This window comes from Haemophilus sp. Marseille-P9675, from assembly GCF_916862695.1.
Taxonomy (GTDB): domain Bacteria; phylum Pseudomonadota; class Gammaproteobacteria; order Enterobacterales; family Pasteurellaceae; genus Haemophilus; species Haemophilus haemolyticus_K.
The window spans coordinates 322,336-337,285 of sequence record NZ_CAKASP010000001.1 but is presented as its reverse complement, the minus strand read 5'-3'; the positions used below and the strand labels follow the sequence as shown (position 1 = coordinate 337,285).

Genomic DNA, 14,950 nt, shown 5'->3' with positions numbered 1-14,950 from the left:
CATTTTTCAGCAAAAAAGGTAGGATTTTCACAAGAGAATCATAGAGGATAATAAAATGAATCCATTTCAAAAACTTAAAAGTGCGGTGAATAAATGTCAAAGATTTTTTATCAATCGTTCATTACAACGTAAATTGACTAACCAAGGGATGACTGTCATTTCTGCCAATTGCGTGGGGGCTTTTATCTTACATGATTTGCACCAGCCGTTTAATTCTCCATTTGTGAATCTCTATCTCTCGCCACAGGATTTTTTGCGTTATTTACAAAATATGGATTTCTACCTCACTCAACCTCTCACATTCGTAAAAACAGAAAAAAGTTATCCAGTGGGAAAACTTGCCGATCTTGAAATTCATTTTATGCACTATCATAGTGAGCAAGAAGCCAATGAAAAATGGCAACTTCGCACGTCACGAATGAATTTAGACAATCTTTTTATTATGATGACAGATCGAGATGGCGTAACCGAAAAAGACATTCAACTTTTTGATCAACTCCCTTTCAAAAATAAAGTGATTTTTACTCACACCCCCTATCCTGCTTTTAAATCGGCTTATTATATAAAAGGCTTCGAGAAGCAAAATCAGGTGGGCGATATTTTTGAGTTTTCTGGCTGGAATGGGAAAAAATATTACGATCAATTCGATTACGTGAAGTGGTTTAATCAAGCTTAATAGATAAAGGCTGCATTGCAGCCTTTTTTGTTTCGTTCTAAAAGCAAAAACCTGTACAATGCCTAGCGAATTTTAACAAGAGAAAACATAATGAGATTAGATAAATTTATTGCTGAAAATACGGGATTAACGCGCTCTCAGGCAACAAAAGCAATCCGCCAAAGTGCGGTAAAAATTAATGGTGAAATTATCAAAAGTGGCTCAGTACAAATTTCACAAGAAGACGAAATTTATTTTGAAGATGAATTATTAACTTGGGTAGAAGAAGGTCAATATTTTATGTTGCATAAGCCACAAGGCTGTGTTTGTTCTAATGATGACGGCGACTATCCAACAATTTATCAATTTTTCGATTACCCTTTGGCTGGAAAATTACATAGCGCGGGTCGCTTAGACGTGGATACGACAGGTCTCGTATTACTTACCGATGATGGACAATGGTCACATCGCATCACTTCGCCAAAACATCATTGTGAAAAAACCTATTTGGTGACATTGGCTGATCCCGTAGAAGAAAATTACGCAACAGCTTGTACAGAAGGTATTTTATTACGCGGAGAAAAAGAACCTACTAAACCAGCAAAATTAGAAATCTTAGATGATTACAATGTGAATCTGACCATTTCTGAAGGTCGCTATCATCAAGTAAAACGTATGTTTGCCGCACTTGGGAATAAAGTCGTTGGATTACATCGCTGGAAAATTGGGGATGTTGTACTAGATGAATCCTTAGATGAAGGCGAATACCGCCCATTGACTCAAAGTGAAATCGAAAGCTTGGTGAAATAAGATGAGTCAGCAAAAATCTACTTTTATCTTTATTCTTACGCTAGGCATTCTCTCCATGCTACCGCCTTTTGGCGTAGATATGTATTTGCCGTCCTTTTTAGAAATTGCGAAAGATCTCGGTGTGAGTCCAGAGCAAGTGCAACACACTCTCACTTCTTTTGCTTATGGCATGGCGTTTGGTCAGCTTTTCTGGGGGCCTTTTGGTGATAGTTTTGGACGAAAACCGATCATTTTGCTCGGTGTCATTGTGGGCGCATTAACAGCTTTAGTACTCACCGAAATAAATTCAGTCGGAAATTTCACCGCACTTCGTTTTGTGCAAGGTTTCTTTGGTGCCGCACCTGTTGTGCTTTCAGGCGCATTATTGCGTGATTTATTTAGTAAAGATCAGCTATCCAAAGTGATGTCCACCATCACATTAGTATTTATGCTTGCACCTTTAGTTGCGCCAATTATTGGTGGTTACATCGTTAAATTTTTCCATTGGCATGCGATTTTTTATGTTATTTCACTTGTGGGATTATTAGCTGCAGCATTGGTCTTTTTCATCATTCCAGAAACCCATAAAAAAGAAAATCGCATTCCACTGCGCCTAAATATTATCGCTCGCAATTTCCTTCTGCTTTGGAAGCAAAAAGAAGTACTTGGCTATATGTTTGCCGCCTCTTTTGGATTTGGCGGATTGTTTGCTTTTGTTACTGCAGGATCAATTGTCTATATCGGCATTTATGGGGTTCCCGTCGATCAGTTCGGTTACTTCTTTATGATGAATATTGTTACGATGATCTTTGCCTCCTTTTTGAATAGCCGATTTGTCACTAAAGTGGGCGCAGAAACAATGTTACGGATAGCCCTCACAATTCAATTCCTTTCTGGAATGTGGCTAATTTTGACCGCACTTTTAAATCTCGGATTTTGGTCAATGGCAATTGGCGTTGCCTTTTTTGTCGGTCCAAATCCAGTGATTTCATCAAATGCAATGGCATCAGCTTTAGAACGGTGCCCTCAAATGGCGGGAACGGCAAATTCTTTGATTGGAAGCGTACGTTTTGCAGTGGGCGCAATTATGGGAAGTTTAGTCGCGTCAATGAAAATGGATACCGCCGCACCAATGCTCTTTACTATGGGGGCATGTATCGCGATTTCTGTATTGGCATATTACTTTCTAACCAGCCGAAATCTTAAAAAATCTGTGGGAAAATAAGCTCACAATTCATTAATGTTCCCTCAATGTTAGTGAGGGAACATTAATTTCTAACGTTTCGATCCTAAATAAATCGCAAATAAAGTGAGCAATGCACCAAGCCATTGCCAAAGATTAATCGCTTTATCCAAATAAAAATAATCAATCAACAATGCAGCTACTGGCTCAGTGAGTAACAATAATCCAGTAACACTTAGCGAAAGCAAAGGGATTGAATAAGCAATCATACCCCAAGCAATGCCCTGCATTACTGCACCGTAAATGACAACTAATCCCCAATCCAGCCATGTTGTTGGATAAAGATTATTTGAATTGAAAATTAAAGATGGGATAAACAGCGCTAAGGCACCACTCAGACTGATCATTAACATCAACGGAAATAATGCCGTTGGCTCTTCTTGATGAACTTTTTTCACCATCACCATAGAACCAGCCAACATTACTGCTGAAATTAAACCAATCAGAATTCCATAAATGCCGTCAATATTATGCTGTAATTCTTCGACGGAAATTAACGCCACACCAAGCACAGCTAAAAACAAGCTGAGTATTTGTAGTTTGCTTTGATGTTCGGCAAAAAAGACAAAACCAATGGCAGCTAAACAAAAAATTTGCAAGCTATTTAATAAGGTAGAAATGCCTGGGCCTACAGCATAAATACTTTCATGCCAAAAGGCAAGATCAAACGCTAAAAATATCCCAGAAAGTGCGGCGGAAAATAAGGCTTTTTTACTTTTAGGAAAATGTTGGCGTTTTAGTTTCATTAAAAAATAGAAAATACCCGATGCAATTAATAATCGCCAAAAAGTAATTGCATAAGCACCGACAGGCACAAACTTAACAATTAAGCCACCTAATCCAAATAAAATACAGCCTACCACCAACATCAAAGAGGCAATATTATTTTGCTTTTCCATTAAGCGAAGACCATCCATAACGGCAAGCAAACCGCAATAAATAATAGGATAAATAAACTATTGGCAGATAATTTCCACTTTGGGAAACTATGCAGAATCAGAATAGCCGCAATCACAAAATGGCAAATAAAATAAATGATGTAAGCGAAAATACTGTCAGAATTAACCGCACTTTCCATGCCATTTAAAAGTAAAAATAAAAACATTGCCAAAGCATTTAAGGCGAGCAATATAATCATGGCTAACGGCAACAATGCAATAAAACCTTGTAAACGATTTCGTGCAATAACAAGCGCAAGATTTGCCAAAATCACACCAGATAAAATCGGTGCAAACGGGTTATATTCAGCAAAATCACTCGCAGGAAGCACGGTAAAAATCATTAAATAACTCAAGCAACCTAAACCCGCAATTAATGCAGCCATCAATAAAAAGCTGTTACGAATTTTTTCAGTTTTTGGTTGTTTCCAAATAAAATACACGACGGAAAGACCACATATGCTCATCACGTTAGTAAGCGTGTGATTATTCTGTAATAGGCTTATCAGCAACCACACTGCCCAATAAATAGCAAAAGTCAAATTAACTTTGATTAAACGACCACGTTGTCCTGGGCAAATTTCGCCGCGATAAAACACCAACAAAGAAATTAGCTGTGCAACCAACACGCCTACACCTAAATGAGGCATTGTTTGCTTTTCAGGTTGCAAAGAAAAAATAAATAGATCGATGCCAAGCACCATTGAGATAGACAATACCGCAAGCAATGCCGCGATATATTTAGAAGATTGTTCTGACATAATTTTGACGTCTGAAAAAATAATGCGCCATTATGCTAAAAATTCATTAAATTTTAAAGTAGAATGAAACCAATTATAACCGCACTTAGGTACATGAATGTTACTTAGTATTTTATATATCATCGGTATCACAGCTGAAGGAATGACAGGTGCACTTGCGGCAGGTCGTGAAAAAATGGATATTTTTGGCGTGATAATTATCGCATCCGTTACTGCGATTGGTGGCGGTTCTGTGCGTGATGTACTACTCGGACATTACCCTCTCGGCTGGGTTAAGCATCCAGAATATTTTTTAATGGTGGCAAGTGCAGCGGTGATTACCGTATATGTCGCGCCATTCATCAACCATTTTATGCGCTACTTCCGCACTATTTTCTTGGTGCTCGATGCCATGGGTTTAGTGGTGTATTCCATTATTGGTGCACAAATTGCGATGGATATGGGACATAGCCTCACCATTGTAAGTATTGCAGGCTGTATTACAGGTGCCTTTGGCGGGGTTCTACGCGATATGCTATGCAATCGAATTCCTCTCGTGTTCCAAAAAGAACTCTATGCCAGCATTGCGCTATTTGCCACACTGACTTATTACGCATTAAGCACACTTCAAGTAGAACATACACTTGCTGTGTTACTCACACTTATTAGCAGCTTTACTTTACGCCTTTTAGCTATTCATTTCGAATGGGGATTGCCAGTGTTTAATTACCAAGAACTCACATCGGAAGAACAAGATAAGCTGCCAAATAAAAAGAAATAAATACAATAAAGGAAATAACTATGTTAGAACAAATGGGTAAACAAGCCAAAGATGCGGCATTTATCTTGGCTCAACTCACCACTGCTGAAAAAAATCGTGCATTATCCATTATTGCAGAACAACTCGAACAACAAGCACCGCTTATCTTAGCTGAAAACGCAAAAGATATTGAACTTGCCAAACAAAATGGATTATCAGATGCCTTGATTGATCGCCTACTGCTCACGCAAGAACGTTTGCAAGGCATTGCTAATGATGTACGCCACGTTATTTCTCTGGCAGATCCAGTGGGTAAAATCATAGATGGCGGTACACTGGATAGCGGACTTAAAATCGAACGCGTACGCACTCCGCTCGGCGTCATTGGCACAATTTATGAAGCTCGCCCAAATGTGACCATTGATGTGGCAAGTCTTTGCCTTAAAACGGGTAATGCAGTGATTTTACGCGGCGGTAAAGAAACACAGTTTTCTAACAAGATTCTAATCGAAGTTGTACAACATGCTTTAGAGCAAGCCGGCTTACCAAAATTTGCAGTGCAAGCCATTACCGATCCAAATCGTGAACTCGTTATGCAATTATTAAAACTAGATCGCTATGTGGATATGATTATTCCTCGTGGTGGCGCCAGTTTACATGAATTGTGTAAACAACATTCGACTATTCCAGTTATTGTGGGGGGCGTGGGTGTTTGCCATACTTTCGTTGAAGAAAGTGCGGATCAAAATAAAGCGATTTTTGTTATTGATAACGCCAAAACACAACGTCCAAGCACCTGTAACACACTGGAGACATTGTTAGTTCAACATTCTATTGCTGAAGAATTTTTACCAAAACTCGTCTCTCACCTCTCTGCCAAAAACGTAAAATATCACGCAAAATCTACCGCACTTGATATATTGAAACAAGCGGGTGCGAATGTCTGCGAAGTGACAGAAAAAGAATTACGCGAAGAATGGGGATCATTGGATTTGAATGTCGTTGTTGTGGAAGATATTCATGCGGCTATTGAGCATATCCGCCAATATGGTACACAACATTCTGAAAGTATTTTAACTTCCTCACAAAACTTAGCGCGTCAATTTATCAATCAAATCGATGCCGCTGCCGTTTATGTGAATGCAAGCACACGCTTTACTGATGGCGGACAATTTGGATTAGGCGCAGAAGTTGCCGTGAGCACCCAAAAACTTCACGCTCGTGGCCCAATGGGATTAGAAGCATTAACAAGTTATAAATGGGTTTGTGAGGGAGACTATACTGTACGTGGATAATGCATTCTGAATAAATAAAGATCAGACTATAGCTAAACTGGGCGAATACTCTCTACGTCTAGTTTAGCATCAAACTCTTTCTGTAAAAGTAGAATTTTATTGTCTTGTTGAAGTGCGGTTCTCGCTTGCTCCCGTAAGGTTTGATAAATATTACGGCGATATTCCATCGGTGTGGTGACAGAACTGTCATCAATGTTAATTTTTATATGAATAGCCTTGCCTTGAAGTTTACTTAATGCTTCAGTTAAATGCTTGATACTTCTCTCTTGGCGTAGATGGGATTTTTCTGAATGTAATCCAAGATTGATTTCATCATCAGTTTTACTTTGCAAGAAACAATTTAATGCTAATTCTTTGCTAAATCCTGTTACCCCTGAACGTTCCACCATATCAGCCCACTCATCTTGTTGTTGAGTTTGGGTAATGATTTTTAAACGTAATTCAGGCGTAATATCTTTTAAAATCGCCTGTTTTATATCGGAAGGACGAACGCCTGTATCGGCTTTAGCAAGTTCTGGATTACTCCATTCCCAACGATAAGTCTCTGCATCTAAAATCTCCCGTTCTTCCTGCATTATTTCGGCATTATCCTCCATAGAATTTTCAACAATAGCAACTTCTTTAGCCATACTAGCTATTTGAGGAGAAAAAGAGGAAAGTTTTTCATTTTTTAATTTTGGTGCAGACATTTCGCGCACAGGAAGTGCGGTCATTTTTTTATTCGATTTTTCTTCGTCTAATTCTTGGATGAGATGTAAAGTCTCACTTACTGCAGCTAATGATTCAGCTTTGTGTTCTTGACGTTCTTGGTTTTCCAGTTGTGTTAAATGTTCAAGCGCATCTAAAGCCGAAAAACTTGCCAAATTTGGAATGCCTGTTTTATTTGATTTTGCTTGAGAATAAGCTGATTTGATACTTTGCGACAGTACTGGCACATCGACATAATTACCTGTATTTTCAACCACACCTGGAGTTGATGCCGGTGGAGTAATTGTAGTGTTAGCCTTTGGTACTGCCGTAAGGAACTTTGGGTGGAATGCCAATGCCCTCAATAATGTCATTTCTGTGCCAATACGACGGTTTGGCGCATTTGATAAGTCTTTTCTACCAGAAACAATCACTTGATAAAAAAACTGAACATCTTCTGGAGAGATATGTTTGGCTAAAAATGAAAAATGTTCATTGTCATCTGAAGATTTTTGTGGAAGAAGTTGCATGAGTGCAATTTGATGTAATTTTTCTGCACATTCACCAAGTAATTTGTCCCAATCGCCTGCTGCATCTGCAACTCTTTGCAGTGTTCGCATTAAGAGTTCACCATTACCTTGGTGTAAAGCGTACAAAATGTCAATAGAATAGTTATCATTAAGCAACCCTAACATATTGCTTACAACACTATTAGTAATTTGTCGATCGCCCATTGCAATGGCTTGATCGGTTAAACTTAAGCTATCACGAATACTTCCTTGCGCCGCTTTTGCAAGTTTAACTAATGCAGGTTCTTCAAAAGGAATATTTTCTTGCGTCAGAATATGGGCAAGATGTTGGGAGATTTGGGTTTCATCTAATGCTTTTAGATGGAATTGTAAACAGCGAGAAAGAATAGTTACAGGTAATTTTTGTGGATCTGTTGTCGCGAGTAAGAATTTTACATATTCGGGTGGTTCTTCTAAAGTCTTGAGCAACGCATTAAATGAATGGCGAGATAGCATATGGACTTCATCGATTAAGTAAACCTTAAATCTGCCCACAACTGGTTTATATTGCACGTTATCTAATAATTCGCGCGTGTCTTCAACTTTTGTGCGTGATGCTGCATCAATTTCAATTAAATCAATAAAATTGCCTTGCTCAATGGCTTTACAATTTTCACATTCACCGCAAGGGGTTGCAGTTACACCATGTACGCAATTTAATCCTTTTGCAAATAATCTGGCAATAGAGGTTTTCCCTACACCACGGGTGCCTGAAAAGAGGTAAGCGTGATGTAATCGATTATCTTTTAATCCATTTGCTAATGCCGTGATAATGTGTTCTTGCCCAACAACATCAGCAAATGTTTTTGGTCGCCACTTTCTGGCTAAGACTTGATAGCCCATCGAATCCTTAATTAATGACCTTCAAAATTGACGAGTGTATAGCAATCAACGCCCAAATTATTTAAGCGTTTTTCGCCACCTAATTCAGGTAAATTAATCACAAATGCAGCGTGTTTTACTACTCCACCTAAACGTTGTACTAATTTTACCGTCGCTTCAACGGTGCCGCCTGTTGCTAATAAATCATCAATGATTAAAACATTGTCACCTTCTGAAATTGCATCAATGTGCATTTCCAAAGTATCTTGACCATATTCTAATTGATAAGATTGAGAAATGGTTTCACGTGGTAATTTTTTAGGTTTACGTACTAATTCGAAAGGTAAACCTAGTGCTAGGGCAACGGGTGCGCCAAAAATAAAACCACGAGATTCGGTTCCAAGCACTTTGGTAAGTCCTTTGTCACGATATTGTTCCACAATAAGATCTATTGTTGCTTTAAAAGCTGATGGAACTTCTAAAAGGCTAGTAATGTCACGGAAGATAATGCCTTCTTTTGGATAGTTAGGAATTGATTTGATAGAAGATTTTATTAAATCAAGTTGTGTAGTCATAAATATTGCTCACAAAGTGCGGTTAAGAAAATAAATATTTTTGGATAGGCATTCTATCATAAAAACGCAAAAAATATGCGTCACACCAAAATTTCATACAACCAAAGTTGAATTTAAATAAAGTATAACGCATATCTGTATTTAACGTTTTTATAAAAACTAAATTTCCAATAATAATCTTGTTGGGTCTTCCAATAATTCTTTAATCGTTACCAAGAAACCAACAGATTCACGGCCGTCAATTAAACGATGATCGTAAGATAAGGCAAGATACATCATCGGACGAATCACAACTTGACCATTAAGCGCAATCGGACGCTCTTTAATCGCATGCATCCCTAAAATTGCACTTTGTGGCGGATTGATAATTGGAGTGGACATAAGAGAACCAAATACACCGCCATTTGTAATAGTAAAATTGCCGCCAGTAAGATCTTCTACAGTCAATTTGCCATCACGACCTTTTTCAGCTAATGCTTTAATTTGTTTTTCGATCTCTGCCATACTCAGCTTATCGCAATCGCGAAGCACCGGTGTGACTAATCCACGTGGAGTGGAAACCGCAATACTAATATCAAAATAGTTATGGTAAACAACATCATCGCCATCAATAGAAGCATTCACTTCAGGATAACGTTTTAATGCTTCCACAACCGCTTTGATATAAAAAGACATAAATCCTAAACGAACACCATGCTGTTTTTCAAATTTTTCGCCGTAGGTTTTACGCAGAGTCATTATTGGCTGCATATCCACTTCATTGAAAGTAGTAAGCATTGCTGTACTATTTTTGGCTTCAAGTAAACGTTCAGCAATCCGTTTACGCAAACGAGTCATTGGCACACGTTTTTCAGAACGTGCACTATAAGCTACCGTACTAATTGTATTTTGCTCAGTGGCAACGTCTTGTTTCGCTTGAAGTGCTTGTCGTTTTGCGATTTCACGTTCAATATCTTCACGCGTTAAACGGCCACCCACGCCTGAACCTTGAATTTGATCGGCTTGTAAATCATGTTCTGCTAATAAACGACGAATTGCAGGGCCTTGATCCGCATTATGATTATAACTATTTTCAATCGCTGCATTTTGACGATCAGATGGTGTAGGTTCATTCGTTGCTTTTAATGTCTCTGAACTAACATCCCCTTCTTGAGCCGTAGATATTTTGCCTAGCAGCTGTTTACTCACCACAGTTTCACCCTCAGCTTGAACAACTTCTGCCAACACACCATCAGAAAGTGCGGGCACTTCTAGTACAACTTTATCCGTTTCAATTTCTACAATCACTTCATCACGTTTAACGGTATCACCTACTTTTTTATGCCAAGTAGCAACGGTTGCATCTGCAACTGATTCAGGTAGGTCTGGAACAAGAATTTCAATAGTCATTTTATTTTTCCTTATTTCTTAACTTAAAGTGCAACTTATTGCACTGAATTACTCTTTTACTTTTATCAAGGATGCAACACGTACACCTGTAAATTTATAAAAATATCTTAATTTTTAACCGCACTTTATAGGGTTAACGCATCTTCCACTAACTGTTTTTGCTGTTTAGTATGAAGCGACATATAACCCACAGCAGGCGAAGCTGAAGCTGGACGACCTGCATATTTGAGTTTAACGGATTCTGGAATTGCTGATTCAAAATTATGTTTGCTGCAATACCAAGCCCCTTGGTTAAGTGGTTCTTCTTGGCACCATACATAATCCGTGACATGAGCATAAGGCTTAAGCGCTTTCTTCACATCCTCATGCGGAAATGGATAAAGCTGCTCAATACGAATAATCGCCACATCTTTTTGATTATTGGCGCGACGTTGTTCAAGCAAATCGTAATAAACTTTACCTGAACACATTACCACACGTTTTACATCTTTAGGATCAAGCTCGTCAATTTCTCCAATTACCGTTTGGAAAGCTCCATTAATCAACTCATCTAAACTGGATACAGCCAATGGATGGCGTAACAAAGATTTTGGAGAAATGGCAATCAACGGACGACGCATTTTACGTAAAGATTGGCGGCGCAACATGTGATACACCTGTGCTGGCGTTGACGGCACGCAGACCTGAATATTTTGTTCAGCACAAAGTTGCAAATAACGTTCAAGACGTGCAGAAGAATGTTCTGGACCTTGTCCCTCATAGCCATGAGGCAATAACATAACTAAACCACACATTCTGCCCCATTTTTGTTCGCCAGAGCTAATAAATTGGTCGATAACAATTTGTGCACCATTAGCAAAATCGCCAAATTGCGCTTCCCAAATGGTTAACGTTTTTGGATCTGTTGTTGCGTAGCCATATTCAAAAGCAAGTACAGACTCTTCTGAAAGTACCGAATCCCATACTTCAAAACGACCTTGGTTAGCATGCAGATGTGTCAATGGCACATATCCCGTACCATCATTTTGATTATGTACAACGGCATGACGATGGAAAAAGGTTCCGCGCCCTGCATCTTCACCTGATAAACGGACATTAACACCTTCATCAAGTAAGGTTGCATAAGCCATGGTTTCAGCCATACCCCAGTCGAGCAATTTTTCGCCTTGATACATTGCTTTACGATCATTATAGATTTTTTCTACACGAGGATGCGCACGTAAACTTTCTGGATATTCACACACACGTTTAGCAAGTGTTAAAAAACGTTCCTGTGAAAATTTGCTTTCATACGGTGCAGTCCAATCATAGTTGAGATATTGCAACCAATCCATTTTTGCCGTATCCATTTCTCGCCATTCTGATACGACTCGATCACCATTATCTAGCGCATCGCGATAATCATTCGCCATCTCGGTGACTTGTTCTTCAGTCATCACGCCTTCTGCAACTAAGCGATCTGCATAAACTTTACGAGGTGTAGGATGTTTTTTGATGATGCTATACATCATTGGCTGAGTAGCTAATGGCTCATCAGCTTCGTTATGACCATGACGTCGATAAGAAATCAAATCAATAAAAATATCTCGTTTGAATAAATTACGATATTCCACCGCCATACGCGCAGCAAAAGCAACCGCTTCAGGATCATCACCATTAACGTGAATAATCGGCGCTTGAATCATTTTCGCAATATCGGTGCAATACTCTGTGGAACGCGTGTCATTCGGGTTAGATGTCGTAAAGCCAATTTGGTTATTAATCACGATACGAATGGTACCACCCACACTATAACCACGAGCATTTGACATATTCAATGTTTCTTGAACAACGCCTTGCCCTGCTACAGCGGAATCACCATGTACTGTAATCGCTAAAACTTGACTACGCGTTGTATCATTAATGCGAGTCTGTCTTGAACGTACAGAACCCACCACTACTGGGCTTACAATTTCCAAATGAGATGGATTGAATGCCAACGTTAAGTGAACTCGCTTATCATCCACTGCGAAATCAGAAGAAAAACCTTGATGATATTTCACATCTCCCGTACGTTCACTCGAATGTTTACCCGCAAATTCATCAAATAAATCCTCAGGCTTTTTACCTAATACATTCACTAGCATATTCAAACGGCCACGGTGTGCCATTCCCATTACCACATCATTTACACCTTGGCGACTAGCATGACGAATAATTTCTTTCATCAATGGAATAAACGCATCACTTCCTTCTAAAGAAAAGCGTTTCGCCCCTGGGAATTTTGCCCCTAGATAGCGCTCTAAACCGTCCGCAGCTGTCAGTTCACGAAGAAAATTAACACGTTCTTCAGATGTAAAAAGCGGTTTATCTAACACACTTTCCATTTTGCTCTGAAGCCAAGTTTTCTGTGCCATATCTTGCACATGCATAAACTCTAAGCCAATTGAGCCACAATATGTCTCTTTCAACATTTGAGCTAACTCACCAAACTTAATGGTATCGCGTTTGTAAACGTAATGATTAATATTGAAGGTTTCGTTGAGATCTTGTTCAGTAAAACCGTGATGACGATAATCTAATTCAGGGACGGAAGAGACTTTCCAACGATAATAATTGAGGGGATCTAAATTAGCCTCTAAATGACCACGAAAACGATAGGCATTGATAAATTGTAGAACTTTTACCAATTTTGCACCAGCAGCAGGATCTATCACTGTCACCGATTCATTATGATTTTCTCGTGCTAAGCGACGAAAATAATCTCGCACTGGTGTATGGGGCTGTTCAAGTGCGGTCATTTTTGGTAAAGAATCAAAAGTGGCTCGCCAGCTTTCCTCCACAGACTGCGGATCACTCAAATAGCTTTCATAAAGTTCTTCTATATAAGATTGATTTGCACCGCCTAATGCTGTGCTAGCTAACCAATCATCAAATGCCTTGTTTTGTTGCATAATTACCTCTTAATTATCAGTGATGTCTCACTTGTTTTTTCATTATACATAGGATTTCATTAGAAATAATCCCCAAAATCGAAATTGTTATAGATTTATTAGCCAATTCAAATATTTAGTCTAGTAGATTTCTATAAAATACTCATATAACGAAAAAGGCGGAAAATCCGCCTTTTATAATTTAGTCTAGTAATATCTGCTTAAAAACTTAAGAATGGTGCTATTTTTTCAATGGTGGTTGAACCTAAGCCATCAATTTTTGACAATTCTGCCATATCTTTAATTTTGCCAACCTTATTACGATAATCGATGATTGCTTGCGCTTTTTTCTCACCGATACCAGAAAGCTGTTGTAATGTTTTAGCATCCGCTTTATTAATATTAATCTTAGCAGAATCTACAACAGATTTAACGTTATCTTTTGCACTATTCATTTTTTCTGCGGCTTTTTCTTTCGTTTCTTTCACTTTCTCCGCAGCTTTGTGTTTTAAAGCTTTGTGACTATCTTCTGATGAAGAATCTTTTAATGATTTTGCTTTATCTTTTACTGAATCAACTTTTTCTTTCGCTGCAGCCATTTTTTCTTTCATAGAAGAAACGCCTTCGGTCGCTTTTTCTTTTGTTGAAGAAACTTTTTCTAAAACATTTCCTTTCTCAGCTGACGCAGAATCTTTTACTGATTTCACATTTTCTGACACGGTTGTTTTAACATTATCTTTCGCCACATCTTTTAATGTGGCCAATGGATTTTCATTTGCTAATGCAGAACCTGAAATAGCAAGGGTAAGTGCGGTAACACTTAAAAGAGATTTTAAAGATTTCATATAAACTCCTATTATAAAATTTGCCAGAGGCACGCTTAAGACTCCCTCTCTGGCAATTAGTTCAAAAATACCATAAAAATTCACCGCACTTTTAACGATTTAAAAATGGGTTTGTCTGTTTTTCTCGGCCAATGGTTGTATAAGGCCCATGCCCAGCAATAATAATCAGATCATCATTCAACGGTAATAGTTTTGTTCGAATTGAAGAAATCAATGTTTCATAATCACCACGAGGGAAATCAGTACGACCAATTCCGCCTTGAAATAATACATCGCCTGTAAATGCCACTTTTTTCTCATGTTCAATAAAACCAATATGCCCTGGTGTATGCCCTGGTAAATGTAAAATCTCGAAACTAAAGCCATCTAATTTTAAGATTTCTCCTTCTTGATTAAACCAACGATCAGGTAAAAAGGCTTCAATATTTGGTAAACCAAAACGTTGCGCTTGTTCTGGCAAACTCTCAAATAAAAATTTATCTTCTTCATGAGAGCCCCAAATTTCAACGCCAAAATGTTGTTTTAACTGCATCGCTGCGCCAACATGATCTAAATGGCCATGAGTAAGCAAAATCACTTTAAGATTCAAACCAAGTTCTTTAATTCGCTGAATTAAACGCTCACCTTCACCGCCCGGATCAATGATTGCTGCATTTTTTTCGTCATCCCAAATCAAAGAACAGTTTTGTTGAAATGCGGTAACTGGGATAATTTCGATATTCATGCTTGCT

13 protein-coding genes are annotated in these 14,950 nt (G+C 38.5%); 5 read left to right on the top strand and 8 right to left on the bottom strand.

Translation table 11 applies throughout. From position 1 onward, the window contains the following. Positions 1-55 precede the first annotated feature (55 nt). From LIX50_RS01560 to LIX50_RS01550, 3 genes are all read left to right on the top strand, one after another. Positions 56-676: a DUF1919 domain-containing protein gene (locus LIX50_RS01560; RefSeq protein ID WP_048954023.1), complete on the top strand. Its 621-nt coding sequence runs from the start codon at positions 56-58 to the stop codon at positions 674-676. 90 nt (positions 677-766) lie between these two features. Then, a complete protein-coding gene (gene rsuA, locus LIX50_RS01555; RefSeq protein ID WP_048954024.1) occupies positions 767-1,465 on the top strand; it encodes a 16S rRNA pseudouridine(516) synthase RsuA in 699 nt (232 codons plus the stop codon). A 1-nt stretch (position 1,466) separates the two neighbouring features. Then, positions 1,467-2,669 carry a Bcr/CflA family multidrug efflux MFS transporter gene (locus LIX50_RS01550; RefSeq protein ID WP_048954025.1) on the top strand — a complete coding sequence of 401 codons (1,203 nt, stop codon included), beginning with the start codon at positions 1,467-1,469 and terminating at the stop codon, positions 2,667-2,669. Positions 2,670-2,719: 50 nt separating this feature from the next. Here the strand turns inward: LIX50_RS01550 and LIX50_RS01545 are convergent, their stop codons facing one another. After that, on the bottom strand, positions 2,720-3,604 hold the full coding sequence (locus tag LIX50_RS01545) for a DMT family transporter (RefSeq protein ID WP_413465836.1): 885 nt from the start codon (positions 3,602-3,604) through the stop codon (positions 2,720-2,722). Further along, positions 3,586-4,386, bottom strand: a complete 801-nt coding sequence (locus LIX50_RS01540) for a hypothetical protein (protein WP_048954027.1) — start codon at positions 4,384-4,386, stop codon at positions 3,586-3,588. The genes LIX50_RS01545 and LIX50_RS01540 overlap by 19 nt, the downstream gene beginning before the upstream one ends. A gap of 97 nt (positions 4,387-4,483) precedes the next feature. Between LIX50_RS01540 and LIX50_RS01535 the strand changes: the two genes are divergently transcribed. Beyond that, a complete protein-coding gene (locus LIX50_RS01535; RefSeq protein ID WP_005634779.1) occupies positions 4,484-5,146 on the top strand; it encodes a trimeric intracellular cation channel family protein in 663 nt (220 codons plus the stop codon). A 20-nt stretch (positions 5,147-5,166) separates the two neighbouring features. Beyond that, on the top strand, positions 5,167-6,420 hold the full coding sequence (proA, locus tag LIX50_RS01530; RefSeq protein WP_048954028.1) for a glutamate-5-semialdehyde dehydrogenase: 1,254 nt from the start codon (positions 5,167-5,169) through the stop codon (positions 6,418-6,420). Positions 6,421-6,452: 32 nt separating this feature from the next. Here the strand turns inward: proA and dnaX are convergent, their stop codons facing one another. From dnaX to LIX50_RS01500, 6 genes are all read right to left on the bottom strand, one after another. Beyond that, positions 6,453-8,519, bottom strand: a complete 2,067-nt coding sequence (gene dnaX, locus LIX50_RS01525; protein WP_048954029.1) for a DNA polymerase III subunit gamma/tau — start codon at positions 8,517-8,519, stop codon at positions 6,453-6,455. An 11-nt stretch (positions 8,520-8,530) separates the two neighbouring features. Continuing rightward, positions 8,531-9,073 (bottom strand): adenine phosphoribosyltransferase, encoded by a 543-nt coding sequence (gene apt / locus LIX50_RS01520; protein WP_048954030.1) that lies wholly within the window; start codon positions 9,071-9,073, stop codon positions 8,531-8,533. Positions 9,074-9,232: 159 nt separating this feature from the next. After that, the gene (gene odhB / locus LIX50_RS01515; protein ID WP_048954031.1) at positions 9,233-10,462 is read right to left on the bottom strand and encodes a 2-oxoglutarate dehydrogenase complex dihydrolipoyllysine-residue succinyltransferase; all 1,230 of its coding nucleotides are present in this window, start codon (positions 10,460-10,462) and stop codon (positions 9,233-9,235) included. A gap of 125 nt (positions 10,463-10,587) precedes the next feature. After that, positions 10,588-13,395 (bottom strand): 2-oxoglutarate dehydrogenase E1 component, encoded by a 2,808-nt coding sequence (gene sucA / locus LIX50_RS01510; RefSeq protein ID WP_048954032.1) that lies wholly within the window; start codon positions 13,393-13,395, stop codon positions 10,588-10,590. A gap of 200 nt (positions 13,396-13,595) precedes the next feature. Then, entirely contained in the window at positions 13,596-14,219 is a 624-nt protein-coding gene (locus tag LIX50_RS01505) for a ComEA family DNA-binding protein (protein ID WP_048954033.1), read from the bottom strand. 91 nt (positions 14,220-14,310) lie between these two features. Continuing rightward, positions 14,311-14,943: an MBL fold metallo-hydrolase gene (locus LIX50_RS01500; protein ID WP_048954034.1), complete on the bottom strand. Its 633-nt coding sequence runs from the start codon at positions 14,941-14,943 to the stop codon at positions 14,311-14,313. Positions 14,944-14,950 lie beyond the last annotated feature (7 nt).

Coding starts and splice junctions, on each gene's coding strand:
- LIX50_RS01560 (WP_048954023.1), top strand. CDS start 56: ATGAATCCATTTCAAAAACTTAAAAGTGCGGTGAATAAATGTCAAAGA.
- rsuA (WP_048954024.1), top strand. CDS start 767: ATGAGATTAGATAAATTTATTGCTGAAAATACGGGATTAACGCGCTCT.
- LIX50_RS01550 (WP_048954025.1), top strand. CDS start 1,467: ATGAGTCAGCAAAAATCTACTTTTATCTTTATTCTTACGCTAGGCATT.
- LIX50_RS01545 (WP_413465836.1), bottom strand. CDS start 3,604: ATGGATGGTCTTCGCTTAATGGAAAAGCAAAATAATATTGCCTCTTTG.
- LIX50_RS01540 (WP_048954027.1), bottom strand. CDS start 4,386: ATGTCAGAACAATCTTCTAAATATATCGCGGCATTGCTTGCGGTATTG.
- LIX50_RS01535 (WP_005634779.1), top strand. CDS start 4,484: ATGTTACTTAGTATTTTATATATCATCGGTATCACAGCTGAAGGAATG.
- proA (WP_048954028.1), top strand. CDS start 5,167: ATGTTAGAACAAATGGGTAAACAAGCCAAAGATGCGGCATTTATCTTG.
- dnaX (WP_048954029.1), bottom strand. CDS start 8,519: ATGGGCTATCAAGTCTTAGCCAGAAAGTGGCGACCAAAAACATTTGCT.
- apt (WP_048954030.1), bottom strand. CDS start 9,073: ATGACTACACAACTTGATTTAATAAAATCTTCTATCAAATCAATTCCT.
- odhB (WP_048954031.1), bottom strand. CDS start 10,462: ATGACTATTGAAATTCTTGTTCCAGACCTACCTGAATCAGTTGCAGAT.
- sucA (WP_048954032.1), bottom strand. CDS start 13,395: ATGCAACAAAACAAGGCATTTGATGATTGGTTAGCTAGCACAGCATTA.
- LIX50_RS01505 (WP_048954033.1), bottom strand. CDS start 14,219: ATGAAATCTTTAAAATCTCTTTTAAGTGTTACCGCACTTACCCTTGCT.
- LIX50_RS01500 (WP_048954034.1), bottom strand. CDS start 14,943: ATGAATATCGAAATTATCCCAGTTACCGCATTTCAACAAAACTGTTCT.